This window comes from Streptomyces sp. B5E4, assembly GCF_039871555.1.
Taxonomy (GTDB): domain Bacteria; phylum Actinomycetota; class Actinomycetes; order Streptomycetales; family Streptomycetaceae; genus Streptomyces.
This window is the reverse complement of sequence record NZ_JBDPMI010000008.1, coordinates 193,789-219,716: the sequence shown is the minus strand read 5'-3', so window position 1 is coordinate 219,716 and position 25,928 is coordinate 193,789. Positions and strand designations below refer to the sequence as shown.

At 73.3% G+C, this 25,928-nt stretch carries 20 protein-coding genes and 3 pseudogenes; 12 read left to right on the top strand and 11 right to left on the bottom strand.

All coding sequences use genetic code 11. The features are described from left to right. Positions 1-35: 35 nt before the first annotated feature. The 3 genes from ABGA99_RS13895 to dmpG are packed head-to-tail and all read left to right on the top strand — an operon-like array spanning position 36 to position 2,838. On the top strand, positions 36-866 hold the full coding sequence (locus ABGA99_RS13895; RefSeq protein ID WP_347577496.1) for a fumarylacetoacetate hydrolase family protein: 831 nt from the start codon (positions 36-38) through the stop codon (positions 864-866). Then, a complete protein-coding gene (locus ABGA99_RS13890) occupies positions 863-1,819 on the top strand; it encodes an acetaldehyde dehydrogenase (acetylating) (protein WP_347577495.1) in 957 nt (318 codons plus the stop codon). Before ABGA99_RS13895 ends, ABGA99_RS13890 begins: the two co-directional genes overlap by 4 nt. Continuing rightward, positions 1,816-2,838 carry a 4-hydroxy-2-oxovalerate aldolase gene (dmpG, locus tag ABGA99_RS13885; protein ID WP_347577494.1) on the top strand — a complete coding sequence of 341 codons (1,023 nt, stop codon included), beginning with the start codon at positions 1,816-1,818 and terminating at the stop codon, positions 2,836-2,838. Before ABGA99_RS13890 ends, dmpG begins: the two co-directional genes overlap by 4 nt. Before the next feature lie 106 nt (positions 2,839-2,944). Here the strand turns inward: dmpG and ABGA99_RS13880 are convergent. The 3 genes and pseudogenes from ABGA99_RS13880 to ABGA99_RS13870 all read right to left on the bottom strand — a co-directional run. Further along, positions 2,945-3,342: pseudogene (locus ABGA99_RS13880) on the bottom strand (putative T7SS-secreted protein); the annotation flags it as partial. A gap of 177 nt (positions 3,343-3,519) precedes the next feature. Next, the gene (locus ABGA99_RS13875) at positions 3,520-5,397 is read right to left on the bottom strand and encodes an alpha-L-fucosidase (RefSeq protein ID WP_347582736.1); all 1,878 of its coding nucleotides are present in this window, start codon (positions 5,395-5,397) and stop codon (positions 3,520-3,522) included. Positions 5,398-5,558: 161 nt separating this feature from the next. Beyond that, positions 5,559-6,983, bottom strand: coding sequence for a hypothetical protein (locus ABGA99_RS13870; protein ID WP_347582735.1), 1,425 nt, complete (start codon positions 6,981-6,983; stop codon positions 5,559-5,561). A 150-nt stretch (positions 6,984-7,133) separates the two neighbouring features. On the opposite strand from ABGA99_RS13870, the gene ABGA99_RS13865 reads away from it, so the two are divergent. Beyond that, a complete protein-coding gene (locus ABGA99_RS13865) occupies positions 7,134-7,589 on the top strand; it encodes a PaaI family thioesterase (RefSeq protein WP_347577491.1) in 456 nt (151 codons plus the stop codon). A 184-nt stretch (positions 7,590-7,773) separates the two neighbouring features. On the opposite strand, the pseudogene ABGA99_RS13860 reads toward ABGA99_RS13865, so the two are convergent. After that, positions 7,774-8,669, bottom strand: a pseudogene (locus tag ABGA99_RS13860) (hypothetical protein); the annotation flags it as partial. Between the two features lie 293 nt (positions 8,670-8,962). Between ABGA99_RS13860 and ABGA99_RS13855 the strand changes: the two are divergent. From ABGA99_RS13855 to ABGA99_RS13845, 3 genes are all read left to right on the top strand, one after another. Next, on the top strand, positions 8,963-9,589 hold the full coding sequence (locus ABGA99_RS13855; RefSeq protein ID WP_347582758.1) for a dihydrofolate reductase family protein: 627 nt from the start codon (positions 8,963-8,965) through the stop codon (positions 9,587-9,589). A 99-nt stretch (positions 9,590-9,688) separates the two neighbouring features. Continuing rightward, a complete protein-coding gene (locus ABGA99_RS13850) occupies positions 9,689-10,012 on the top strand; it encodes a YciI family protein (RefSeq protein WP_347577490.1) in 324 nt (107 codons plus the stop codon). Then, positions 10,009-11,241, top strand: a complete 1,233-nt coding sequence (locus tag ABGA99_RS13845) for a DUF6596 domain-containing protein (protein WP_347582734.1) — start codon at positions 10,009-10,011, stop codon at positions 11,239-11,241. Before ABGA99_RS13850 ends, ABGA99_RS13845 begins: the two co-directional genes overlap by 4 nt. Before the next feature lie 12 nt (positions 11,242-11,253). Here ABGA99_RS13845 and ABGA99_RS13840 read toward each other — a convergent pair whose 3' ends face one another. From ABGA99_RS13840 to ABGA99_RS13820, 5 genes are all read right to left on the bottom strand, one after another. Next, on the bottom strand, positions 11,254-11,790 hold the full coding sequence (locus tag ABGA99_RS13840; protein WP_347577488.1) for a hypothetical protein: 537 nt from the start codon (positions 11,788-11,790) through the stop codon (positions 11,254-11,256). Between the two features lie 132 nt (positions 11,791-11,922). Further along, positions 11,923-12,060: a hypothetical protein gene (locus tag ABGA99_RS13835; protein ID WP_347577487.1), complete on the bottom strand. Its 138-nt coding sequence runs from the start codon at positions 12,058-12,060 to the stop codon at positions 11,923-11,925. A 41-nt stretch (positions 12,061-12,101) separates the two neighbouring features. Continuing rightward, the gene (locus ABGA99_RS13830; RefSeq protein WP_347577486.1) at positions 12,102-12,668 is read right to left on the bottom strand and encodes a hypothetical protein; all 567 of its coding nucleotides are present in this window, start codon (positions 12,666-12,668) and stop codon (positions 12,102-12,104) included. Continuing rightward, positions 12,656-13,117 (bottom strand): hypothetical protein, encoded by a 462-nt coding sequence (locus ABGA99_RS13825; RefSeq protein ID WP_347577485.1) that lies wholly within the window; start codon positions 13,115-13,117, stop codon positions 12,656-12,658. The genes ABGA99_RS13830 and ABGA99_RS13825 overlap by 13 nt, the downstream gene beginning before the upstream one ends. A 254-nt stretch (positions 13,118-13,371) precedes the next feature. After that, positions 13,372-14,823, bottom strand: coding sequence for an MFS transporter (locus tag ABGA99_RS13820; RefSeq protein ID WP_347582733.1), 1,452 nt, complete (start codon positions 14,821-14,823; stop codon positions 13,372-13,374). Between the two features lie 156 nt (positions 14,824-14,979). Here ABGA99_RS13820 and ABGA99_RS13815 point away from each other — a divergent pair. From ABGA99_RS13815 to ABGA99_RS13795, 5 genes and pseudogenes are all read left to right on the top strand, one after another. Beyond that, positions 14,980-15,506, top strand: a pseudogene (locus ABGA99_RS13815) (serine hydrolase domain-containing protein); the annotation flags it as partial. 364 nt (positions 15,507-15,870) lie between these two features. Continuing rightward, positions 15,871-17,706 (top strand): serine/threonine-protein kinase, encoded by a 1,836-nt coding sequence (locus ABGA99_RS13810; RefSeq protein WP_347577483.1) that lies wholly within the window; start codon positions 15,871-15,873, stop codon positions 17,704-17,706. After that, positions 17,703-19,646: a serine/threonine-protein kinase gene (locus tag ABGA99_RS13805; RefSeq protein WP_347577482.1), complete on the top strand. Its 1,944-nt coding sequence runs from the start codon at positions 17,703-17,705 to the stop codon at positions 19,644-19,646. The genes ABGA99_RS13810 and ABGA99_RS13805 overlap by 4 nt, the downstream gene beginning before the upstream one ends. A gap of 65 nt (positions 19,647-19,711) precedes the next feature. Continuing rightward, positions 19,712-21,160: a hypothetical protein gene (locus ABGA99_RS13800; RefSeq protein ID WP_347577481.1), complete on the top strand. Its 1,449-nt coding sequence runs from the start codon at positions 19,712-19,714 to the stop codon at positions 21,158-21,160. Next, a complete protein-coding gene (locus ABGA99_RS13795) occupies positions 21,160-23,109 on the top strand; it encodes an ATP-binding protein (protein WP_347577480.1) in 1,950 nt (649 codons plus the stop codon). The genes ABGA99_RS13800 and ABGA99_RS13795 overlap by 1 nt, the downstream gene beginning before the upstream one ends. Here ABGA99_RS13795 and ABGA99_RS13790 read toward each other — a convergent pair. Further along, a complete protein-coding gene (locus tag ABGA99_RS13790) occupies positions 23,055-24,932 on the bottom strand; it encodes a hypothetical protein (RefSeq protein WP_347582732.1) in 1,878 nt (625 codons plus the stop codon). The two genes, ABGA99_RS13795 and ABGA99_RS13790, sit on opposite strands and share 55 nt — an antisense overlap. Further along, positions 24,929-25,882 carry a TIGR02996 domain-containing protein gene (locus ABGA99_RS13785; RefSeq protein WP_347577478.1) on the bottom strand — a complete coding sequence of 318 codons (954 nt, stop codon included), beginning with the start codon at positions 25,880-25,882 and terminating at the stop codon, positions 24,929-24,931. Before ABGA99_RS13785 ends, ABGA99_RS13790 begins: the two co-directional genes overlap by 4 nt. Positions 25,883-25,928: the final 46 nt, after the last annotated feature.

Below are 25,928 nucleotides of genomic sequence, written 5' to 3'. Positions count from 1 at the left end.
CCGCACCGTCCCCCTCTCACGTCAGGAGTGCCCGCATGCCTGCTCCCCCCCGGGCCACAGGCGCCGCCCCGCCGTCCGACGCCGTGGTCAAGGCCGCCGACGCGCTCGCCGCGGCCGCCCGTACCGGCGTTCCGTGTCCGCCCGTACGCGGTCTGATCGACGCCGCCGACACGGCCGCGGCGTACGCCGTGCAGCGTCTGAACACCGAGCGGCTGCTCGGCGCCGGGCGCCGCGTCGTCGGCCGCAAGATCGGCCTGACGTCCCCCGCCGTGCAGCGGCAACTGGGCGTCGACCGGCCGGACTTCGGCGCGCTGCTGTCCGACATGGCGGTCCCGGACGGCGGCACCGTACCCGCCGGCAGGCTGCTGCAGCCCAAGGTGGAGGCGGAGGTCGCCCTCGTCCTGGGCGCCGGGCTGCCGCACGAGCAGAACACCGTCGCCGACGTGCTGCGCGCCGTGGACTTCGCGCTGCCCGCGCTGGAGATCGTCGACAGCCGGATCGCCGACTGGGACATCACCTACACCGACACCGTCGCCGACAACGCCTCCAGCGGGCTGTTCGTGCTCGGCGGCACGCCGGTGCCGCCCACCGGCGTCGATCTGCGGGCGGTGCGGATGGTGCTCACCCGCGACGGCGAGGAGACCTCCGCCGGCAGCGGCACCGACTGCCTCGGCGGGCCGCTCAACGCGGCCGTCTGGCTCGCCTCCACGCTCGCCGCCGCCGGCGATCCGCTGCGCGCCGGCGACGTCGTGCTGACCGGGGCGCTCGGGCCGATGGTGCCGGCGGCGCCGGGCGACGAGTTCGAGGCCCGTATCTCCGGACTGGGGTCGGTGCGGGTCACCTTCGGGAAGGGAGAGGCGCGATGAGCGACAGGACGACCCGCCGTACGAAGGTCGCCGTCATCGGCTCCGGCAATATCGGCACGGACCTCATGATCAAGGTGCTCCGGCTCTCCGGCAGCCTGGAGATGGCCGCCATGGCGGGCATCGACCCCGGCTCCGACGGCCTGGCCCGCGCCCGCCGCCTGGGCGTGGCCACCACGCACGACGGGGTGGACGGGCTGCTGGAGCTCGACGAGTTCGCGGACGTGGCGATCGTCTTCGACGCCACCTCGGCGGGCGCGCACCGCCGGCACGACGAGGTGCTGCGGGCCGCCGGCCGCCGGGTCGTCGACCTGACGCCGGCCGCCCTCGGCCCGTACGTCGTACCGCCGGTGAACCTGGACGCCCATCTGGACGCCCCGAACGTCAACATGGTCACCTGTGGCGGCCAGGCCACCGTCCCCGTCGTCGCCGCCGTCAGCCGCGTCACCCCGGTGCACTACGCCGAGATCGTCGCCTCCATCGCCTCCCGCTCCGCGGGCCCCGGCACCCGCGCCAACATCGACGAGTTCACCGAGACCACCGCCGCCGCGCTGGCGCAGGTCGGGGGCGCGGCCCGGAGCAAGGCGATCATCGTGCTGAACCCGGCGGAGCCGCCGCTGATCATGCGCGACACCGTGTACTGTCTCGTCGGCCCGTGCGACGAGGGCGCCGTCGCGGACTCCGTGGCCGAGATGGTCGCCTCCGTGCAGGCGTACGTGCCCGGCTACCGCCTCAAGCAGCGCGTCCAGTTCGACCGCGTCGCCGCCGACGACCCGCTGCGGGCCCTCGCGCCGGGACCCGGCGACGCCCTGCGGGTCTCGGTCTTCCTGGAGGTCGAGGGCGCCGCCCACTACCTGCCGTCGTACGCCGGGAACCTCGACATCATGACCTCCGCCGCGCTGCGCACCGCGGAGCGGATGGCCGCCGACAGAACCGCGAAGGTGAGCACCCCGTGACCGAGACCCCCGGCCCCGCGCCGCTGTACGTCCAGGACGTGACCCTGCGGGACGGCATGCACGCCCTGCGCCACCGCTACACCGTCGAGCAGGCCCGTACCATCGCCGCCGCGCTGGACGCCGCGGGGGTCGGCGCGATCGAGATCGCCCACGGCGACGGCCTGTCCGGCTCCAGCATCACGTACGGCATCGGCGCCCACACCGACTGGGAGTGGATAGAGGCCGTCACCGACGCCGCCCGCACCGCGGTGCCCACCACGCTGCTGCTGCCCGGCATCGGCACACTGGCCGACCTGAGGCTCGCCCACCGCCTCGGCATCCGCTCGGTGCGCATCGCCACCCACTGCACCGAGGCGGACATCTCGGCCCAGCACATCTCGGCGGCCCGCGACCTGGGCATGGACGTGGCCGGCTTCCTGATGATGTCCCACATGGCCGAGCCGGCCGAACTGGCCCGCCAGGCCAAGCTGATGGAGTCCTACGGCGCCGCCTGCGTCTATGTCACCGACTCCGGCGGCCGGCTGACGATGGACGGCGTCCGCGCCCGCTTCCGCGCGTACCGCGACACCCTCGACCCCGCCACGGAACTCGGCATCCACGCCCACCACAACCTGGCCCTCGGCGTGGCCAACACCGTGGTCGCCGTCGAAAGCGGCGCCGTCCGCGTCGACGCCTCCCTGGCCGGCCAGGGAGCCGGCGCGGGCAACTGCCCCCTGGAGGCGTTCGTCGCGGTCGCGGACCTCATGGGCTGGCACCACGGCTGCGACCTCTTCCCCCTGATGGACGCCGCCGACGACATGGTCCGCCCGCTCCAGGACCGCGAGGTCCGCGTCGACCGCGAAACCCTGACCCTGGGCTACGCGGGCGTGTACTCCAGCTTCCTCCGCCATGCGGAATCGGCGGCGGCCCGCTACGGCCTGGACACCCGCACGATCCTGGTGGAGGTGGGCCGCCGAGGCATGGTCGGCGGGCAGGAGGACATGATCACCGACATCGCCCTCGACTTGGCGGGGAGGTAGGACCGGGGGCGGTCTCAGGCCCCGTCGTATCGATAGGTGGTCCGCGCGCCGGTGGGGGTCCCTCGCTCGATACGGCGACCTGCCGCGTCGTAGGCGAAGGTGGGCAGACCCATGAATGCGCCGGATCGAGGCGTCCGTTGGCGGTGGTCGGCTCACTTTGGGCCTCGCGGCCCTTGGCAAGGGCCTTGCCGGCGAGGGACTGGGCCCGCTCCAGCTTCGGCCAGTACGCGGCGAGGGCATCGCCCGCCAGGTCGTAGGAGCGCTGGAGCTTCTTCAGGTTCCTGGGAACCTCTTCGAACTCGTCCTGGAACGCCTTCGCGGTCTTCCCCGCCCGGCGAAGGAGGGCGTCCTCACCGGCCATCCCCTTGATCTGCCGCAGCGCGTCGGCCACGTCATCGGCGAAGTCGTGCAGTTCCCAGGCCAGTTGCCTGACCCGGTCCGGATCCCGGGGGTCGGGTCGTCATCCAGGTCGAGGATGTGCCGGTCGGTGGGACGGTGACCCACGAGATCTCCCCCAAGCGCGGCATACCATCGCCGACCACGACAGCGGCGCCTGAAACGATCGGCACAGGGTGCCGCGCGCCGGGGCGAGGCTGTGGGGAGCTTGCCGAACTCGTGGACGGCAAGGACGAAGGACGCCCCGCCGCGGGGTGCGGCGGGGCGTCCCCCGGAGCGGGCGGGTCAGTTCGGGTAGAGCTGCTGCTGGGGGATGATCTGCTGGTCCTGGCCCGGGCTGGACCACAGGAGCTTCATGTGGGCGTCCCCCGTCTGCTCCGCGTACTCGACCTTGAGCGAGTGCCGGGTGCCCGCCTTCAGCTCGACCTGGGCCTTGTCGACGCTGATGGTGTGCGGCGTCCAGTTGTCGATGACCAGCTTGCCGTCGAGCCAGACGCGTACGTTGTCGTCCGAGACCGTGGTCAGGGTGTACGTCTCGGAGCGGCGCGGTTCGACGCTGCCGGTCCAGCGGACGCTGAAGCCGTCGGCCGGGATGTTCACCGCCGGTGAACCGGTGTACTTCCAGGAGTGGTTGACGTCCGCGTCCGTGCGGGTGACCTTCGGCGAGCCGGACAGCGCGGGGTTGTCGTAGACCTCCTGCTTCAGGCCGGTGCCGCTGCCCGGTGCGGCCGTCGGGCCGGGGTCGACGGTCAGCTCGATGACGGTGGCGGCGTCGTTGGTGGCGGTGCCGGCGGGGGTGAGGTCGTAGCCGTCGCCGGCCTCGGTGACGGTCACCTGCTCGTCGGAGCCGAGGACGCGGGCCGCGGTGACGTCGACGCCGGTACGGGCCTTGAGGTGCAGGGAGCCGCCGGCGGCGGGCCACTCGGTGACGGCCGCGTAGAGCTTGTCGCCCTTGCGGCTGACGTAGCCCCAGTCGGGCTGCTCGACCAGCCCGCCGAACCCGGCGCCGTAGACGGCCTCGCCCTGGCCCGCGGTACGCAGCCAGTCGCCCATCTCCCCGAGCCGCTGGACGGAGGGCTCGGGAATGCGCCCGCGGGCGTCGGGGCCGACGTTGAGGAGGTAGTTGCCGCTGCGGGAGGCGGTGGAGAGCAGGTTGCGTACCAGGGAGGCGCTGGACTTCCAGTTCTCGTCGTACCGGGCGTAGCCCCAGTGGCCGTTGAGGGTCATGCACGACTCCCAGAGCTGCCCGTCGACCGGCGCGCCGGGGATCTCCTGCTCCGGGGTGCCGTAGTCGCCGTCGGTCACCCGGCGCTTGCCGACCCGGTTGTTGACGACGAGGTCGGGGTCGAGCCCGCGCAGGTAGGCCTCCAGCCGCTCGCCGTCCTGCGCGGTCCAGGGGTTGTGCGGGTTGTCCGTCGCCCACTCGCCGTCGAACCACATCAGCGCCGGATCGTACGTGTCGACCAGCTCCTTGAGCTGGGCGTACATGCGCTTCTCGTACTGCGGGAAGGTCGCCGGGTCGGCGAAGTCCGGGTCGTGCCAGTCCCAGATCGAGTAGTAGAAGCCGAGCTTGATGCCGGCCCTCTTCGCGGCCTCCTTCAGCTCGGCCATGATGTCCCGGCGCTTGTCGAACGCCGAGTGGTCCCGCAGGTTCCACGAGTTGACCTTGGTCGGCCACATCGCGTAGCCGTCGTGGTGCTTCGACGTGATGACGATGTACCGCATCCCGGCGTCCTTGGCCGCCCCGACCACGGCCTCGGCGTCGAAGTCGGCGGGGTTGAACGTGGCGGCCTGCTTCTCGTACTCCTCGGCCGGGATGTCGCACTGCCGTTTGATCCACTCGGCGTCGCGGCAGACGCTGCCGTCGGGGCGGGTGTACTCGCCCTCCAGGTTGGAGTACGCGCCGAAGTGGATGAACATCCCGAACCGGTCCTGCCGGAACCAGCTTGTGCGCTCGGACGTGAAGGGGTCGTCCACGGCGTGATCGGTCCCGGGCCCGCTCGCGGGCGGCTTTGCCGCGGCCGTGGCGGCGTCACCGGCTCCGGCGCTGCCCGCCGCGCCGGCGGGCGCCGCGGCGGGCAGGGCGGCGGCGGCGAGCGCTGCGGCGACGAGGAGGGGAAGTGCGGTGACTCTGCGCGCGGTGCGGGGGCGAGGGGTACGCATCGCAGCTCCAATTCATCGGATGACCCGGAAGGTAGGAACGGATTCATCGGATGTCAATGGGAGAAGCATGCGGAAGCAGTCGATGAATGAGGCGAGTTATGGAGAAGAAGCTCCGATGACTGATGGTGCGGGGGCACGTTCGTGCCCCCGCACCACCCCGACTACGTGAAGCGCAGCCTGTCCTTCCGGGCCAGGTGGAGGGTGAGGAACGCCTGGCCCGCCATCGCGCCGATGCGGTGTTCCCGGCCGTAGTACGTGTTCTCGCCGGACGCCCCGTACGTGCGGCCGTCGTCGAAGCGGGCCATCATCCCGAGCTGCTCCTCGTTGTGACGGCGCTCCCAGGAGGCGGCGGCCGGGTCGATGCCGGTGTCCTGCGCGGTGAGGGAGACCAGCAGGTCGAAGTTGCCGAAGTAGAAGGGGAAGTGGGTGCCCCAGTCGTTGCCCTCGGGGTAGTAGATCTCGCCGCTGCGCGGCTGGTAGATGGTCTTCATGGTGCCGTCGGAGGCCTGGAAGGGCAGGTCGACCAGGGCGGAGTAGACGCGGGTGATGTTGTGCAGGGCGGCGCGCGGTGCGGTGCGGCCGGCGAGGCCGTAGACGAAGCCCTCGTAGAGGCTCTGGTCGAACGCGACCATGTAGAGCGGGTGCAGGATGTGGTGGTTGTCCAGGGTGCCGTCGTCGGCGATGTTCGTGCCCCGCAGCCAGGTGGACAGCTCGATGCCGTTGATCGTCTCACCGCCGGTGAGGTCCGCGGGGCAGGCCGCGGCGGCCAGCAGCAGTTCGATGTTGCGGCGGGCCCAGACGGGGGCGTGCGGGTGGTCGGGCATCATGACCTCGGCCAGCGAGAGGACGGCGGCGCTCCAGTTGTCCTCCTCCGCCTTGCTGTCGCCGGGGGTGACGGCGGTGCCGTCGCGGCGCTTCTCGTAGAGCTGTTCGCCGGAGGTGCCGATGAGGTAGAGGTCGTTGCCGGTCGTGAGCCGGTCCGCCTCCCAGGCCGTCATCGCGGCGAGGTGGCCGTGCTCCTGGTCGTCCAGCTCGTCCCAGAACAGCCAGCCGGCAAGGGCGGTGTAGTACGCCCACAGGGCGCTCTGCCAGGTGTTGCCCCAACGGGTGGCGGGGTTGCTGTTGTTGGCCCGGTGCCGGGCCGCGAGGGTGCGGATGAGGTTGCGGGTGCGGATGGTGGCGTTGGCGGCGGAGAGGGTACGCGGGTCGTAGACGCCGGTGACCAGGGCGGTGGTGGCGGCGACGGCGGCCATGGCGGGCAGCCGGATGGCGCGCTCGTCGGTGCCGCGGAGGTCGATGTAGCCGTCGGGGAGGTAGGAACGGTAAGTCCCGGCGTACCAGGGGCCGATGAGATAGCGCGCGCTGCCCGCCAGGATCGCCTTGACCCGCCGGCCGGCGGCGTCGTCGGCGCCGTACGAGCCGAGCCTGGCCCAGTCGATGGGCACGACACCGCCCGCGGCGGCCCCCGGGCCGGCGGCTCGGGTGGCGGCGCGGGCCGCGGCCGGCAGGCCGAGGGCCGAGGCCGCGCCGACGGCGGCGGAGGCGCCGAGGAGATGGCGGCGGGACAGACGGTGCGAAGAGGTCATACGGCGCTCCTGCGGTCCGTGAGGTGAGTGTCTCTGTGGATTCTCACGTGGGAATGGCATCTGACAAGGGGCGGCGTAGATACGCTGCGCACCACCGGGGCCGTTGACGAAGCGCCGGGAGCAGGGCCGCGCCGCTGGAGGAGGAGAGCCGTGGAGGACGAGTCGCGGTCGGGGGAGGCGAGCCCGGCGGTGCACAAGCGCGTACGGGAGAGCTTCGACCGGCAGGGCCTGATGGGCCACCTCGGCGCGCGGATCTCCCGGATCGTGCCGGGCCGCGTGCACCTCGTGCTGCCCGCGCGGCCCGAAGTCACCCAGCAGCACGGCTACTTCCACGCGGGTGCCACGAGCGCGATCGCGGACAGCGCGGGCGGGTACGCCGCGTACACGCTCTTCCCCGAGGACGCCGAGGTCCTCACCGTCGAGTACAAGATCAACCTCCTCGCCCCCGCGGTGGGCGACCACTTGGAGGCGGTGGGCACGGTGCTGAAGTCGGGGCGGACCCTGACGGTGTGCGGACTGGAGGTGTTCGGCCACCGGGCCGACGGCGTACGCAAACTCGTCGCAGGCGGCCAGCAGACCCTGATCCGCGTGCCGCGGGACCGGTGACTCCGCGTAGGGCGGCCGCGGGCTTGTGGGGGGTTTTCTGATGCGTCGAATGCCGGCGGGCGGTGCCGTTGTGGTCGCTCTGACGGCCGGGTGTTCCGGCTCCGGTGTCAGCGCGCGTACCGGACGACTCCGTCGACCGGGGGCCGCCGGTCCGCGACCCGGTCGAGCAACGGGCTGTCCCGAAGGGGCGACTCACGTCGGTCTGCGTCAGGAACATCTTTCCCGTCGCCATGTCCACCGGGTCACCACACCCGCGGATGACGTTCTTGAGGCGGTTGTAGGCCCCCTTGGCCCCGTTCGCGAGAATGTCGCCGCCGCGTTTGGCCAGCCCCAGGACGGCGGACTTCATGGACTTCAGACCCTTGAGCGCGTTCAACCCGCCCTTCAGGCCCTTGGCCAGCCCGCCGAGGGTCGTGAGGCCCTTCAGACCCGGGATGCAGTCCAGCGCGGCGAAGGCGACGTCCCAGAGCGACGCCTCGCCGTTCAGGTACTTCACGAGGGTGTCGGCCAGCACCACGAGGGCGGCGGCCAGGACGACCCAGGCGAGCGGTCCGCCGATGATGAGGACGACGATGCCCAGGACCGCGACGATGACCTTGCAGACGGTGACGATGGTGTCCCAGTTGTCCTTGACCCAGTCGACCGCCTTCTGCCACCACTTCCGGTTCTGAATGCCGGCATCGGAGGCGTCTTCGAGCTTGTCCTTGGCCTCGGAGGCGGCGTCCTCGCGCATCTTCTTCGCGTCGGCGGCCATCTTCTTGGCGGCTTCGAGGCCGCCTTCGGCGTTGTCGACGGCGGTCTGGGCGCTGGTCTGGGCGGACTTGGCGTCGGTGGCGTGACGGGTGGCGGCGCGGACTTCGGAACCTCGTCGAACTCGTCCTGGAACGCCTTCGCCGTCTTCCCCGCCCAGCGAAGGAGCGCGTCCTCACCGGCCATGCCCTTGATCTGCCGCAACGCATCCGCCACGTCATCGGCGAAATCGTGCAACTCCCGCGCAAGCTGCTTGACCCGCTCCGGATCCCCCGGCGTGGGGTCGTCATCCAGATCCAGCACATGCCAGTCGGTCGGGCGATTCCCCACACGTTTTCGCCAACCCCCCGCGGTCACCGCCTTGTTGTGGGCCGTGAGCCTTTGACGAAGGTACACCGGTCGTGTCCATGAAGGGCTTCCCCACCTGGCGGCCCCCGGGGGCCCGGTCGGTCGGCCACTGACCCGAGTGGCGGCCCGTGCTCGCACCTGCGCGGGATGCGGTCGTCGCGGCGGTAGCGTCGGATTTCGTCAAGTCACGACGGGATCGGTGTCGGATCCGGGCGGCGGCGTTCGTGGAAGAGGTGAGAGGGCGCCCGCCGGGGTGTCCGGAGGAGGGCACGATGATGAAGCTGACGACCGTCACCAACGTCTCCGTCGACGGAGTGATGCAGGGACTCGGCCGCGCGGACGAGGACCGCAGGGACGGGTTCGCGCGGGGTGGGTGGGCGCTGCCGTTGTTCGGGCAGGAGGCCGAGGCGTATCTCGGGGACGTGTATCAGCGGGCCGACGCCTTCCTCTTCGGGCGCTGGACCTACGAGGTCTTCGCCGGCTCCTGGGGCGTGCTGCCCGACCCCGAGGACAACCCCATCGGCGGGCCCCTGAACCGGCAGCCCAAGTACGTGGTGTCGAACACGCTCGACGAGCCGCGCTGGGCCGGCACCCGCGTCCTGTCCGGGGACCCTGTGCACGCCGTACGGGAGCTGAAGGCCGGCGGCGAGGGCGAGGTGCAGGTGCACGGCAGCGGGAAGCTGGTGCGCTGCCTGCTCGCGAACGGCCTGGTCGACGAGATCACCTTGCTCACGTACCCCGTGGTCGTCGGGCAGGGCCGGCGGCTGTTCCCCGACGACGGGCCCGACGCGGCGCTCGACCTGGTCGACTACCGGGCCTTCCCGGGTGGTATCACGGCCCACGTCTACCGGCCCACCGGGCGCCCGGAGTACGCCGGTGAGGACGTCGGCCCGGGCCGCTGACGCGCAGCCGCCGCGCCCACGGCCCCGACCGCCTCCCTGCCGCCGCCCCGCCTGCTTCGTACGTGGCAGGGGGCATCCCGTACCCGAGAGGATCTCCGCATGCAGTATCTGGTTTCCGTGATAGACGACAGGACGGGCTCCGCCACCGAGGCGGAGATGACCGCCATCGACGCCTTCAACGACCGGCTCCGCGCCGAGGGCAACTGGGTCTTCGCCGGCGGCCTCGCCGCCCCCGACACCGCCACCGTCATCGACAACCGGGGTGAGCAGCCGCTCTTCACCGACGGGCCGTTCCTGGAGTCCAAGGAGTTCCTCGCCGGCTTCTGGGTCGTCGAGGCCCCCGACCTCGACGTCGCGCTCGCGCTCGCCGCCGAGGGGTCGACGTGCTGCAACCGCCGGGTCGAGGTACGGCCGTTCCTGTGAGCGACGCCGCCGTACGGGACGCGGTCGCCCGCGCGCACCGCGCGGAGTGGGCGCGTATCGTCGCCGCGCTGACCCGGCGCTTCGGCGACCTCGACGTCGCCGAGGAGGCCGCGGCCGAGGCGTTCGCCGCCGCCGTGGAGCGCTGGCCCGTCGACGGCGTACCGCCCCGCCCCGGCGGCTGGCTCGCCACCACCGCCGCCCGCAAGGCGATCGACCGGATCCGGCGCGAGAGCAAGCGCGACGACAAGCAGCGGGAGGCCCGGATGCTCCACGACGACACCCCGCCCGAGCCCGTCGGCGCCATCGATGACGACCGGCTTCGGCTGCTCTTCACCTGCTGCCACCCGGCGCTCGCACCGGAGAGCCGGGTGGCGCTGACGCTACGTCTGGTCGGCGGTCTCACCGTGCCCGAGATCGCCCGCGCCTTCTTCGTGCAGGAGTCCGCGATGGGGCGGCGGATCACCCGCGCGAAGGCGAAGATCAAGGCGGCCCGCATCCCCTACCGGGTGCCGGCCGCGGAGGATCTCCCGGCGCGGGTCTCCGGCGCGCTCGCCGTGCTCTACCTGGTCTTCAACGAGGGCTATCTGCCCACCGGTTCCGACGCCGGTCCGGTACGCCGCGATCTGACCGCCGAGGCGATCCGGCTGACCCGGCTGGTCCGCGCCCTGCTCCCCGCGGACGGCGAGGCCGCCGGGCTGCTGGCGCTGATGCTGCTCACCGAGGCCCGCCGCCCCGCGCGGGTCTCGGCCAGTGGCGCGCTCGTGCCCCTCGGCGCGCAGGACCGCGGGGCCTGGGACGCCGCGCTGGTCGCCGAGGGCCACCGGCTGGTGCGCGAGCGGCTGGCCACCGGGCAGGCCCCGGGCCCCTACCAGATCCTCGCCGCGATCAACGCCGTGCACACCTCTGCGCGCGACGTGCGCGACACCGACTGGTCGCAGGTCGTCGCCCTGTACGACCAGCTCGTACGGATCGATCCGTCGCCGGTCGTCGCCCTCAACCGGGCCGTCGCGGTCGCCGAGACCGACGGTCCCGACGTCGCGCTGGCGGCCGTCGACCGGCTCGCGGGCAGTCTGTCCGGATATCATCCCTTCCACGCCACCCGGGCCGACCTGCTGCGCCGGCTGCGCCGCGGCGCCGAGGCGCGCGCGGCGTACGACAGGGCCGTCGAGCTGGCGGGCAACACCGCCGAGACCGCGTATCTGGAGCGCCGCCGCGACGAGTTGGGGTGAGGAGGCGGACGGTCAGCGGCCGTCCGGGTCCGCGCAGGTCTCGCTGATCATGCGGGTGGCGAAGTCGGGGTCGTCGGTGAGGCGGTTGATGTACTCGGCGAGCAGCAGGGCCGTCGCCTCCAGGGGGTTCATCTCGTCCCGGGACCAGTCGCCGAACTGCCGCCGCCACAGGCTCGGGCTGAGCCCCGTGCCCGCGGCGACGAGCAGCCCCGCCATGGTCGGGATCGTCTCGGCCCGGATGCTCGCGGGCATCATGCGCAGCGACGCCACGAGGTGGGGCACCACGTACTCGACGACGTCCCTCTCCTGCGCCTCGTGGGCCATGCGCAGCCACTTCATGAACATGAAGATGAGCGTGCAGGTGCCGTCCAGCACGTCGTCGACGCCCTTCGGCCCCATGGCGCCGGTGAGCTGGCCGACGAGCGACCGCTGCTCGGCGTCCGTCCCGGTCCTGCCGTCGCGGACGCCCTTGAGCTGGGAGTCGATCAGCATGAGGGCGGCGCCCACGTCGCCGGCGGACGCGTACCGGGGGTCGCAGGGCGATGTCATGGGGCTCCTCACGGGATGATGAGCATATGTAGCTCTACGTAGTTGTACCGCAGGCTCTGCGTGAGGTGGGGGGTCCGGGGTTCACTCGTTGGGGTGGCGCACCGAGGCGGGGAGGGGCGCGAAACGGCGGGGTCAGCCCGGCGCGTTGAGGGCGCGCAGCTCCCGGCGGTACGCCCGCACCGAGGTCACGGCGAACACCAGCGGCAGCCCGGCGCCCATGACGGTGTACGGCGCGAGGACGGCACATGGTGCCCGGGCGGCCCCGGCCACGTCGGGGAGCCGACCGTCCCCCACCTCACAGGGCAATACACCTAGCGCGCGATCTCGCCGTCCTCGATGCGCGTCTGGCCGAGGGGCGTCGCGTCGCGGAACTCCGGCAGCGCCATCGGCTTGTCGTAGAGGAAGAAGCTCTGGTTGCTGCCGATGGTGAACTCCATGTAGGCGCCGGTGGTCGCGTCGAAGCCGTAGTACGCGCTGCACTGGCCGCCGGAGTAGTAGACGCCGTCCATCCCCGGGGCCGTCCTCGTCACCATGCCGCTGTTGGAGGAGTCGACGTCCTCCGGCGGGGTGAGCATGGCGCAGTACGAGACCGGCAGCCCTTCGAGGACGAAGTAGCCGTACTCGCCGTTGGCGTTCTGCAGGTAGACGTACGACAGCTTCCCGGGCTTCTCCCAGTTGTCGACCCACTTGTTGATGGTCTCCCGCGTCGGGGAGTACTTCATCGCGTCCGCCGGCTGGCGTTTGACGAGCCGGTCGTAACCGGACTGCTTGGTCCGCGACTCCTGTGCCTGGGAGGAGTCGTCCGTGCAGGCCGCGGCGGTGAAGGCGAGGGCGGCGGTGGCGGCGAGGGCGGTGAGGGTGCGGGTCAGGCGGCGCACGAGGTCTCCTTCGCGTCGGTGCTCAGCGCGGCGGGCAGCCCGGCGTCCTTGAACGCTTTGCGGTGCTCCTGCCGGGACTTGGCGTTGTAGTCGTTGACCAGCTCGGACCGCGCGGCGCGGAGCGCGGTGAGGGAGGTGGTGATCTGATCGGTGCGGTACTCGGACGGCTTGGTGTCCCACTCGTCCCGGAGTGCATCGATCTCGTCCTCCTTCGTCTGCACCGCCGCGCAGAGGTCGAAGAACTCCTCGTACGTGGAGATGCGGAACTCGCCCGAGCCCACGGTGCGCTCGCGCGCGTCGGCCGCGCCGCGGAACGGTGCGGTGGACCAGGCCGCGCCGCCCCAGGCGAAGACGCCGGCGACGTAGACGAGGGCGAGCAGCAGGATGCCGGCGAGCGTGTAGCGCAGGGCGCGGCTGCCTTCGGCGAACACGCGTGAGTCGGTGGGCACGGTTCCTCCTCGCGGTCGGGCGCGGCCGGGCCCGGTGCCCGGCTCTGCGCGCGGCTGGCGCGGGTCGTCCTTGGCCGGTGCCGGTGAGGGAGAGCCGGCCGGTACGGTCCGTGTCCGCCCGGTCACCGCCGCCTGCTTCAGTTGTACTGCGCCTGCCCCGGTACCCCTCCCGAAGACGCCTCAGGGGTACGGGTCACGCCCCGCCGTGCGACGGTGAACCGTGACCCGTACCCCGGTGGCGCGGCGGCCGGCCGTCAGAGGCGTACCTCCTCGGCGTCCGCACCCGCGCCCGCACCCGCCCCGGCGGCGCCGGCCGCCGGCCGGCTGTCGCGGCGGCCCATGAGCAGCGCGGTCAGCAGCGCGCCCGCGGCCGCCACCCCGGCGGCCCCGGTGAACGCGGCGCTGAACCCGTCGGTGAGCGCCGGCAGGTCGCCCAGGCGGTCGGCGCCCTGCGAGGTGGCCAGCGCGGTCAGCGCCGCGAGGCCGAGGGCGGAGCCCACCTGGTACGTGGTGTTGACGATGCCGGACGCCAGCCCGGCCTGCTCCTGCGGGACGCCGGACATCGCGGCCATCAGCCCCGGGATGTACGCCAGCGACATGCCCAGCGCGGCGACCAGCGAGGCGGGCAGGACGTCGACCGCGAACGACCCGGTGGGCTCGACCGCCGACAGCCACAGCAGCCCGGCCGCCAGCGTCAGCAGCCCGCCGACCAGCAGCGGCTTGGGCCCGAACCGGCCGAGCAGCCGCGCGGACAGCAGGGTCATGACGACCATCAGCAGCCCGGTCATGGGCAGCAGCGCGGCGCCGGAGGCGAAGGCGCCGTAGCCGAGGACCTGCTGGAGGTAGAGGTTGAGGAAGTACCACATCGGGATCCAGGCGGCGCCGAGCAGCACCATGGCCAGGTTCGCGGACGCCAGCCGCGGGGTGCGCCACACGCCCAGCGGCATGAGCGGCGATCGGGCGGTGCGCTGGATCACCAGGAAGAGCGCCAGCAGGGCGGCGGCGCCGGCCAGTTGGACGACGGTGCCGGCGGCGCCCCAGCCCACCTCGGGGGCCCGGACGACGGCGAAGACCGCGAGTGCGAGCCCGGCGGTGACGGCGCCTGCGCCGAGCACGTCCACGCCGCCACGGCGGGGCTGGACGGACGGCAGCAGACCGGTGGCGAGCAGGGTGGCGATGCCGATGGGCACGTAGATGATGAAGATCCACGGCCAGCTCAGCCACTCGGTGAACACGCCGCCGAGGAACACCCCGGCGGTGCCGCCGGCGGGGGCGGCGGCACCGTACAGGGCGAGCGCCTTGCCCAGCTCCCGCGGGTCGTGGCTGAAGAGGATCATCAGCAGGGTCATCGCGGACGGCGCGATGAGCGCTCCGCCGACGCCCTGCACGGCACGCCCGGCGATCTCGGCAGCCGCGCTCTGTGCCGCCGCGGCCACCACGGAGCCCGCGATGAGCACGCCCCACCCGGTGACGAACACGCGCCGGGCGCCGAAGAGGTCCGACAGCCGCCCGCCGAGGAGCAGCAGACCGCCGAAGGCGACGACGTAGGCGTTGAAGACCCACTGCAGATCGCCCGGCGAGAAGCCCAGGTCGCGCTGCATCTCGGGGAGCGCGACGCCGATGATCGAGGTGTCCATGATGACCATGAACTGCGCGGTGGCGAGCACGAGCAGTGCCCACCAGCGGCGGGGGTTGACGGATGACATGGCAGTACGCCTCCTCTGGATGGATACCCCCTGGGGGTATGCGAGGAAAGATATAACACTACCCCGGGGGGGTATGCAAGCCCGGGGTGGCCGAGGGTGCCGTCCGGGACGGGGTCGGGGTGATCCCTGACGCCCCCGGCCCGCCGCGCCGGTTGACTGCGGTCAACGGCGCGCGGCGACCGCCGCGGGCCGGCCGCGACAGGGGGATCGACATGACCGACGGCATACGTACGACGGGCCGCCGCCGGGCGCTGCTCGCCGCGGTGGGGGCACTGGTGGCGGGCGGCCTCGCTCCCGCCGCCGCGCTGGACGCCGGGCAGCGCGGCGCCGGCTTACCGGCCGCGCACGGCTCCACGCAGGCGGCGCTGGACGCCATCGCCGCGGAGGGCACGCCGGGCGCGCTCGCCGCGGTGCGCGACGGGCGCGCCCGGTGGTCGGGAGACGCCGGGGTGGCGGACCTGGCGACGGGCGTGCCGCGCCGGGACCGCGACCGGTTCCGGGTGGGCAGCCTGACGAAGACGTTCACCGCCACGGTGCTGCTGCAACTCGACGCAGAAGGGCTGCTCTCGCTCGACGACACCGTCGAGCGCCGGCTCCCCGGCGTCGTCCGCGGCAACGGCAACGACGGCCGCAAGATCACCGTGCGCCAGCTGCTCAACCACACCAGCGGGATCTTCAACTACAACCGCGGTGAGGGCGGCGGCGACCCGCGACGGCCGCCACGTGCTCACCCTGAACCGGAACGGCGACTGGGGCGCCCAGGAGGGGGAGAACGCGGTGCTGGAGGCCGAGTTCTGCGGCTGACGGCCGCGGGGCCGCCCCGTCCCCAGCGGGGCGGGCCTCCGGTGGCCCGAGTGGTGGCGCGCCTCTCGCGGGGTCCGTGGGGCGGTCGCCGCGCGGGGGCGGCGGCGGTCCGCAACCGCCGGTCGGGGCGGTGGCGTCCGAGAGGGGTACGGACCGCGTGCCGCCCGCGCCCGCGCGGGTAGCCTGCTCCCGGCGCGCGCCGAACGGGACGTGCGCCGGGGCGACTTGGGGGGAGTGCCGGGGATGACGGGGGAACCACCGGTCGGCGTGCCGGCGGTGCAGCCGGTCGAGGTCGGGCCGTACCGGATCGTCGGACGGCTGGGCGCCGGCGGCATGGGGCAGGTGTATCTGGCGCGCTCCGCCGCCGGCCGCCCGGTGGCGGTCAAGACGGTGGATTCCGGCGGCCCGGTCACCGACGACGCGCGGCGCCGGTTCGCCCGCGAGGTCGCCCTGGCCCGCCGGGTGAGCGGGGCCTACACGGCGGCGGTCGTCGACGCGGACCCGGACGCGGCGGTGCCGTGGATGGCGACGGAGTACGTGCCCGCCCCGTCGCTGGCCGAACTGGTCCGTACCCGCGGCCCGCTGCCCGCCGACGCCGCGCTGTGGGTCGCCGCCGGTACGGCCGAGGCGCTGGCGGCGCTGCACGCCGCGGGGATCGTGCACCGCGATCTGAAGCCGTCGAACGTGCTGCTGCCGGTGGCGGGACCGCGCCTCATCGACTTCGGCATCTCGCGCCCCGCCGACCTCACCCGCACCACGGTCAGCCTGGGCAGCGTCGCCTTCAGCGCCCCGGAGCAGGCGCGCGGGGAGCAGAGCACGCCGGCCGCCGACCTGTACGCGCTGGGCGCCACGGTGTTCTACCTCGTCACCGGCCGCCCACCGTACGCCGACACCGCCGACTTCTTCCGGCTGCTGCCCCGCGTGGCCCGAGCCGAGCAGGACCTCACCGGGCTGCCGCCGGAGCTGGCCGGCGCGGTGCTGCCGTGCCTGCGGGCGGAGCCCGCGGAGCGGCCGGACGCGGCGGCGGTCGTCGCCGAGTTCGGCTCCCGGCTGGCGGAGCGGCCGGGGGCGGCGGGCGGCGGGGACTGGCTGCCGGGGGAGTGGCTGGCGGCGATCCGGGAGCGGGAGGCGGGGGAGGTCGGCGCGGGACCGGATGCGGAAGCGGGCGGTACGGGGCCGGAGGGCTCGGAGTCCGATGGCCCGGGGTCCGGCGGCACCGAGTCCGGCGGTACGGACCGGACCCCGGGCGCCGGGGACGTCGCCCGTACGGCGGTGGCGCCCGGCGAGGCACCGGCCGCACCGGCGCCCGCGCGGCCCCCGGCCCGGCGCCGCCGGCTGACGTGGCTCGTCGCCTCCGCCGCGGTCGTCGCCGTGGCCGCCTCCTCGATCGCGCTCGTCGCCCTGTCCGACGACGACGGCCGGAAGGTCCCGCCGCCGACCGCCGGCGACGGGGCAGGCGCCGACGGCGCCGCGGACCGCGACCCGCCCGCCGACGACGCGGCGGGGCAGGACGGCCAGGGCGGCGCGGACGACGCCGCCGAGGACCCGTACGCCGCACTCGAAACGAAGGAGGACGTGGCGAGCGCCAAGCTCATCGACTCCGTGCGCAAGGGTGACTGCCTGACGGTCCACTACGCCGTCATCGGCTTCGAACCCGAGAAGGCCGCCCCCGACAAGGTCCCCTGCGACTCCTCCCGCGCCGCCACCCGCGTCACGGGCAAGTCCGCGGGCACGTCCGACGACTGCACCGGGGGCCCGGACAGCGTGGAGTGGTCGCTGCTCGACTACCCCACCGGGCTCTGCCTCGACCGCAACTTCCAGGTCGGCGACTGCTTCCCGGTCCGGGAGTACGTCGGCGGCAACCGCGACGAGGGCTACGCCGTCTCCGCCTCGCGCCGCTGGGCCGCCAACCTCGCCTCCCGGACCGACTGCTCCGGCGGCAGCCCGTCGCGGATCTTCGAGCGGCTGGCCCGCGTGATCGCCGTGCACCCGGCGTCCGCCGCGGACGACGGCGTGTGCGCCGACGCCTGGAAGGTGCAGAGCGGTACCCGGTCCATCTGCACGGAGGTGATCGCGTGAGCGCGGGCGAAGGGGCGGGTCCCGGCGACCGGTTCGGCCGGTACGAGGTGCTGCGGCTGCTCGGCCGCGGCGGCATGGGCGAGGTGTTCCTCGCCCGATCGCCCGCCGGGCGGCCGGTCGCGGTGAAGACCCTGCTCTTGGAGACGGCGCCGCTGGGCGAGGAGGAGCGCGCGCGGTTCGCGCGCGAGATCGCGCTCGCCCGCCGGGCCGGCGGCCCCCACACCGCCGCGGTCATCGACGCGGACCCGGAGGCGGCCGTGCCCTGGATGGCGACGGAGTACGTCGCCGCCCCCTCGCTCGGCGAACTGGTCCGCGACTGCGGGCTGCTGACCGAACCGGCGGCCGTCGGCTGGGTCGGTGCGGGCGTGGCCGAGGCGCTGCTCGCGCTGCACGCCGTGGGCGTCGTCCACCGGGACGTCAAGCCGTCGAACGTGCTGCTGCCGGTGGCCGGGCCGAAGGTCGTCGACTTCGGTATCGCGCACGCCGCCGACCTCACGCGGACGCAGGTCACGCTGGGCACCATCGCCTTCACCTCGCCGGAACAGGCCCGGGGGGAGCCCAGCACCCCGGCGTCCGACGTGTACGCGCTGGGCGCCACACTCTTCCACCTGGCCACCGGGCACCCGCCGTATCCGGACGGCGAGCCGCTGCAACTGCTCGTCAGGGTGGCCGAGGCGCGCGTCGAACTCACCGGGCTCCCTCCGCAGTTGGACGACCTGATCCGTCCCTGCCTCCGCCTGGCGCCGGCCGGCCGGCCCGCGGTGCGGGAGCTGCTGCGGGCCCTGACCGCCCACGTCGCCGACGCGCCCGGCGCGGTGGGCGGCGCCGGGCTGCTGCCGGGGGAGTGGCGGGAGCGGATCGCCGCGTACGAGCGCACGGGCGCCGCCGCGGCGGCGGAGGCGGAGACGGCCCCGGCGCTGGCGGACGCCCGCCCGGCACCGGCGGTACCGGCCCGGCCGCCGGGCCCGTCGAAGCCGGCCGAGCAGACCGAAGAGGCCGGACAGGCAGAGCAGGCCCGGCAGGCCGGACAGGCCGAGCCGGCCGAGGAGTCCGAACCCGGCGCCGCTCCCGCCGCCGCGGCGACGGGCACCGGGACGCTCCCCCTGCGTGCCGGCGCCTCCGGGTCCACCCGGGGCCCCGGCGGCCCGCGGGCCGCGCCGACCGCGCCCACCCCGGTCCGTACCGGCGGCAAACGGGCCGCCACCGCGCCGCTGCGGCCCGCCCGCGGACCGGCCAGGCTCGCCGCGTTCATGGTCCTGCTCTGCCTCGGCGTCGTCGTCGCCCTCCTCCTCGACCGGCTCCCCGATGACGGCCCCGAAGCCCGCGGCTCCGCCCCGCCCGCCTCCCCGGCGGCCGGCTCGCCCGCCGCGCAGGACCCGACGCCGCCCGCCGCCCCGACCCCCGTCGCCACCCCGCCCAGGACCGAGATCGCCGGGGTGGAGAAGGGCGATTGCCTCAGCATCCAACACCCCGCCGACCGCAACCTGGCCATGTGGGACCCGTGGTCCGGCGTGGAGGAGCTGGACCCCGTGCGCTGCGGGTCGGACGAGGCGTACGTGAAGGTGACCGGGCTGCGCTGGACCGAGACCTTCGCCGACCCGGTGTGCCCCCGCAGCGAGGCCCGCGACGAGTTCTCCGTCGACTACGACCCCGTGGAAGGCAGTGACGGCGAGGCCGCCGTCGCGGTCTGTGTCGCGCGGCAGTTCAAGCCGGGGCAGTGCTTCCCCGGCCTCTACGCGGCCGACGACCTGTCGGAGAGCGACGCGAGCTTCCTGTCCGTGACGCGCTGCAGCAAGACCGAGATCCCGGAGATCGACAACCGCATGTACCGGATCACCGGCGTGGAGCCGCTGGCGGACCCGCAGACCTGCCCGCCGGGCACGGACACCTACTGGCCCTTCACGGAACGCGGCTTCGCGCTCTGCGCGGGCATGCTCTGAGCCCGCCGCACGCCGCCCGCGCCGCGCCCTGTAGCGTGCCCGCGAGCGACGAGGGGAGAGCACCGGTGCAGGGGGACGGGCGGGGCACGCACGGCGCGCCCGACCTGCGTCGGCTGCCGGCCGCGGCGGGCGCCGAGGAGCCGGCCGACCCGGAGGTCGTGGCGGAGGCGCGGCGCCGCAAGGAGGCCGCGCTGCTGGACTTCGGGACCGGGCAGAGCGTCGTGGCCTCGTGGCTCTACACGAAGTGCCACCGCCACCTCGCCACCACCGCGATCCCGACCGCCGCGGTCACGGCCACCGGCGACGGCCGCTGCGCGCTGCTCTACAACCCGTACTTCTTCGCGTCGCTGGACTTCGAGGGCGTCAAGTTCGTGCTGTTCCACGAGGCGCGGCACCTGATGCACCGGCACCTGTACGTGGACGAGGAGCTGCGCTCCGACCCGGTGTTCACGCTCGCCGCCGAGGTGGCGATCAACCACGTCGCGCTGCGCCGGCTCGGCCGGACCGCGTTACCCGAGGCGGTGCCCGAAGGCGGCGGCGCGCCCGAGCCGGTGGGCGTCGACCCGGACGCGGTGTACCGCGCGTACCGGGACGACCTGCGGGGGCAGGGGCTGGTCCCGCTGCCGTACGACGAGTTCATTCGCACCGACCTGACCGTCTACGGCGAACTGCGCCGCATGAAGGCACACGACACACCGCGGTCCGGCTACTGCGTGCACCTCGCCGGCGGCGCCTCCGGCGGCGACGTCCCCCTGGACCCCGAGACCGTCGGACAGGTCGGCGACGACGTGCTGCGCGAGGTGATGCAGTCCGCGCTGCGCGGCGGCCGGTCGGCCCGCGAGGAACTGCTCGGCCTCGCCGACCGCACGGCGGACGGCGGCGAGCGCTTCAGCCGGCTGTGGGGCCGCCTCGGTCTCGACAAGCTGCGCGGCAGCACGCCCCGCACCCACCGGGTCGACTGGTGGCAGCGGTGGCTGACCGACGTCCTCGCCTCCAAGCTGACCGAGAGCGAACGGCTGGTCTATCCGAAGAAGCAGGGCGCGATCGTCCTCGCGCTCGGCCACGAGCCGATGCTCACCCGCCGCGGACCGGAGCGTACGAAGGTCGTGCTCGTCGCGTTCGACACCTCGGGATCGATGCCCGACGCCGTCGTGGAGTGGCTGACCACCCTGGTCGGGCAGACGGACGGGGTGGAGAGCCACTGGCTGTCCTTCGACGGCGTCGTGATGCCATTCGTCCCGGGGGAGCGGGTGGCGGGCGGCGGCGGCACGGACTTCCGATGCGTCGTCGACTACGCCGAAGGCCGGCTGGAGGTCGCCGGGAAGCCCTTCCCGCACGAGCCCGACGCGGTGATCGTCGTCACCGACGGCTACGCCCCCCACGTCACCCCCGCCGACCCCGACCGCTGGATCTGGCTCATCACCGACGGCGGCGACGACTGGCCGGAGCGGCACCACCGCCCGATGGCCTGCCACCGGGTCACGTCCGAACGACACCAGAGGAGAAACGCCTAGTGGCCGCCGCGACACCGCCTGCCGCGACATCGCCGGAACCGCCCGCCGCGGGCCGGCAGTGGAGAGCGAACGCCACCTACCCGGACCCGCCGCGGGAGGGCCCGACCGCCAAGCTGGAGAAGTTCATCGACGCGATGATCGCCACCGGCCAGACCGGTCAGATCTTCGGCGAGCACGGCATCGGCAAGACCTCCACCTTCGTCTCGTACGTGCCCAGGCGCTACCCCGGCACCCATCTGGTGGTCCTGCCCGCGGCCAACCTCGCCCCGGACGACCTGCTGATCAACGCCCCCGTACGCGACGAGCGCAGCGGCGAACTGGCCCTGCGCCAGCTCGTGATGCGCCAGCTCACCCCCGGCGCGCCGTTCGTCCTGCTCGTCGACGACTCCCTCCAGGCGGGCAACACGGTGCAGAGCCAGCTCATGCAGATGGCCTGCAACTGGACCCTCGGCGAGTACGACCTGCGCGAGCTGGGCTGCGTCGGGGTCTTCCTCACCGACAACGAGTCGCTGGCCGAGACCAGCGTGCGCCGCTCCGACCTGGCGATCCTGGACCGGATGGTGACCCTCCGGCTGTCCGCCAACGACACCGCGTGGCGGTACGCGCTGGCCGCCCGGTTCCCCGACTGGGACCTGCGCGAGGTGTTCCGGCAGTGGGCCGCCCTCGACCCGCATCTGCGCGGCCTGTTCTCGCCCCGCACCCTGCAGCACGTCCTCGACTGCGCCCGCGCCGGCTTCCCGCTGGCCTGGGGGCTTCCGCTGCACAACGGCCGCCGGCTGGCGCTGGTCGAGCCCGGCGCCGAGGGAGCCGGCGGCGCCCCGGGCCGGGACCGTACCGAGGAGGTGCTCGACGCCGTCGCCGCGGCGGTCGGCGCGGCCAACCCCGCCACGGTGACCGACCCGGTCCGCCGCATCCTCAGGGCCGCGGCGGCGCACCGCTGGGCGGTGCTGCTCCAGGGGCCGCCCGGCTGCGGCAAGACGGAGATCGCCAAGCAGGTCGCCCGGGAGGAGACCGGCCGCGAACCGGTGTACTTCTCGCTGCCGGTGACCAACGTCGAGGACCTGTGCGTGCCCGTGCCGACCACGGACGGGGCGCTGGAGGCGATGCTCGCCAGGTCGCTGCTCGACCCGGAGCCGAAGGTGCTGATCTGGGACGAGTACAACCGGCCCAAGGACAAGGCGACGTACGCGAAGCTGATGGAGATCACCCAGGAGTGGACGCTCGCGGGCCGCACCCTGCCCGGGCTGCGCGCGCAGGTGGCGCTCCAGAACCCGCCGTACCACCTGGGCCGCAAGATGCTCGTCAGCAGCAACAACGTGGCCCAGGCCAGCCGGTTCACGGTCAGCTACGAGGTACGGCCGGAGGACATCCCGGCCAACGAGTGGCTGATCTCGACGTACGGCGAGACCGCCGAGACCGTCCTCGAATGGTGGAAGAACGACATCGACGACGAGGGCCGGGACTGGATCACCAAGCGCACCCTGGAACGGCTCATCAAGCTGCACCGTGCGGACATGCCGCTGGAGCAGGGCCTGATCTACCTCGGCGACGGCGAGTACGCGCCGGTGCCGCTGTCCGGTCTTGAGGCGCGGCTCGCCGAGCGGCCGCAGATCGGGCTGGCGGAGCTGGCCGCCGACCTGACGGGCTGGCAGGCCCGGCTGGCGGCGGCCGTCGAGACGTCCGCGGAGGGCACCAACGACACCGACCTGGTGCACCAGGTGTTCTCCAACGCGGAGGTGTCGCAGCTCGAACGGCACCTCGACGTGGTGGCGCGGCTGCTGCCGCACCTGCCGCCCAAGCTGCGCGCCACCTACCTCGTGGGCCAGGCCGAGGCGCGCCAGCGCTTCTGGATCGCCGCCCTGGCCCGGATGGGCGAGCTGGCCGCCGCGCCCGCCTACTCCTTCTCCCCTTCCTCTTCCTCTTCCTCTTCCTCCTCGTCGTCGTCGTAGTGGTCCTCCCAGTCCGCGTCGATGTCGTCCTCGCTGAACGGGCGGACCATCGGCACCGCGACGGTGGACTGCTCGTGGTCCACCGTCCAGGAGTTGCGGAAGAAGTCGAACTTCAGGTGGAAGAGACTGTCGTGCTCCGTGAACAGGATCGGCGGCACGAGGAAGTGCGCCACGTCCACCGTGGCGGCGGTGGTCACGAAGTCCTTCGCCGGGGGCACCGGCGGACCGCCCTGGCAGGACGCGAAGTTGACCGGCTCGGGCGCCTTGCCGCCCAGCACGTGGATGCGGTTGCCCTCGACGACGAACCGGTCCGGGTCGAGCACCACGTCCTCGCCGAGCATCATCACCGGCGCGGGCAGCACGTCCGCCTTGGCGGCGTCCTGCGCCTGCACGTAGTGCTTGATGACGTCGGCGTTGCGCGAGGTGTCGAAGTGCGGTCCGAGGAGGCCGCCGTCGCAGATGCCGCACGCGCAGTCGGGCATGTCGTCGGTGGAGGGCTCCTCGGGCTCCGGGAACAGCATGCTCTTGTCGAAGGAGGTGAGGGGTGAGGTGCCGCCGCTCTCCTCCAGGAACGCCGGTATCCAGTCGGTGCCTTCGGCCTCGACCACCGTCGTCTCGCACGCCGCGCGGAACGCGCTGTCGCCGATCTTGCAGTTGAAGTAGTCCAGCAGCGTGATCGCCGCGCACGCGGCCGGCGACAGACCGCCGGAGGCGGGGAACCAGAAGTCGTGCCCGTTGGCGACGAAGTCCAGCCCGCGGAACCGCTTGTGCAGGAACGGCTCGCCGGCCGCGCCCGCGCCGAGGTCGCCGCTCCAGTGCGCCGCGGCGACCCGGTTGTAGTAGTCGTCGGCGTACCGGGCGAGTTCGGGCGCGAAGACGCTCTCGCCGGTCAGATAGCACGCCTTGGCGAACAGGGCGCCGATCTCCGGGTCGTGCGCGGCGTCCGGTTCGGCGAAGACCAGTTCCGTGCGCAGGAAGACCTTGCGTCCTTCGAGGTACGGGGCGCCTTCGTGCTCGTACCGCTGATCGAAGATCACGCAGGTGAAGGGGGCGATGTCGGTGAGCCCGGCGCCGCCGGTGAGGTCGAGGGCGGGGCTGCCCGTGCCGCCGGTGAGGTACAGCAGGACGGTGTAGCGGGAGACGTGTCCGCGCGACCGGTCGTAGTACGGGGTGTCGCGGTGGCGGTGGAAGTTGGCGTCGCCCGGCTCGAAGCGGTTGCACCGGAAGACCGGGTTGACGTGGGCGAAGCCGTCGAGCCGCGCCTGGGGCATGGCCCCCGCCACCGCCTTGGTCAGCGCCTCGGCGAGCAGGGCAGAGTGGAAGATGAAGCGGTCGCCGCCGCGGGAGCCGCTGTTGAGCGGCGGCACGTACAGGTCGAGGGCGTCCAGGCCGTCCAGCCTCGCCCGCGCTTTCGCGGGCAGCCCGATCGAGAAGGAGTACGCCCCCTCCGCGAACTCCGTGCGGTCCGTCAGCTCGAACTCCAGCGGGGCGTCCGCGAAGATCCGGTCGAGCGGGAGGATGTTCTCGTACGTACGGAACGACATCTCCCGTGGGTCCGCGAAGACGGCGGCCAGATACGGCGCCGCCTCGCTGGGCCGCGCGAACAGCTCGCGCACGCCCGCGTCGATGCGCTCGGCGTCGACGAAGCGGACCGCCTTGAACCGCGCCGTCGGATGCCAGGAGACCGCCAGCCCGTCGAGCACCGCGGTGGGCTCGGCGTCGGTGGCGTCGACCAGCGCGCGATACCGGTCGACCTCCTCCGCGGGCGCCTGCCCGGCGGCGGTGGACAGGGCGAAGAACCGGTCGCGGAGCTCGGTGCTCACACGCTCCTCCAATAACTGCGCAGTACGGGCGGGAGTCGGGGTGCGGCGGCGAGTCTGCGCGCGCCGGCTTCGCCGACGTCTGCGGCGTAGAGCAGCATCCGGGTGAGCGAGCCGAGGAATGGCGCCGCGAGCAGGGCCTCGGCGCCCTCCCCGCCGATCTCGTTGTACCGCAGGTCGAGTTCGGTGAGCTCGCCGAAGGCGTGCAGGGCGCGCACCCCCTTCGCGGTGAGTGCGTTGCGCTGGAGGCGCAGGCGGCGGACGCCCGTGAAGCAGGGGTTGGCCGCCAGCGCGGCCAGACCGCTGTCCCCGATGTGGCAGTACCGCAGGTCGAGCGCGCCGATCCGGCCGGGCGCCCCCGGCACCGCGAGGCTCTGGCCTGCGGCGGCCTCGCTGCGGAAGTAGGAGGACACCGCCAGGGCCTTGGCGCCGAGCGCGCCGACGCGGAGATAGGACAGGTCGACGGAGGTGAACGGGGCCAGGTCGAGCGTCGCGAGCGTGCCCGCCTCGACCTCGGCGGACGGCAGCGGCTCCCCGTCCTCGTCCGTGTCGTCGTCCCAGTAGTCGAACTCGGCCGGGTCGGTCTCCGGCGGCACGATCTTCAGCGAGGTCGCGAACGGCGCCGCGCGCAGGGCCTGTTCGATCAGCATGGGTGCGTCGTCGTCCCATTCGACAGCGATCGCCGTGGCGAACCCGTGCCGGCGCTCCCGGGCCGTGACCCCCTCCGGCAGCTCCGCGTCCCAGCTCTTCCGGTGCCTGGCCACCAGCGCGTCGATCTTCCGCTCGACCGCCTTCCGGGCGCCGCCCGGAGCGACGCGCGCCCGCCGCTCCGCCAGCCGGATCAGCTCCGCACGGGGATCGCCGCGCTCCCGCAGCCGGTCGCCGTAGACCGACCAGGAGGCGAGGTCGTCCGGGCTCTCCCGCAGTGTTCGTTCAAGGGCCCCTAAGGTCATTGCCGGAGGCTAACAGCGGGCACTGACACACCGGTTCGCACCCCGT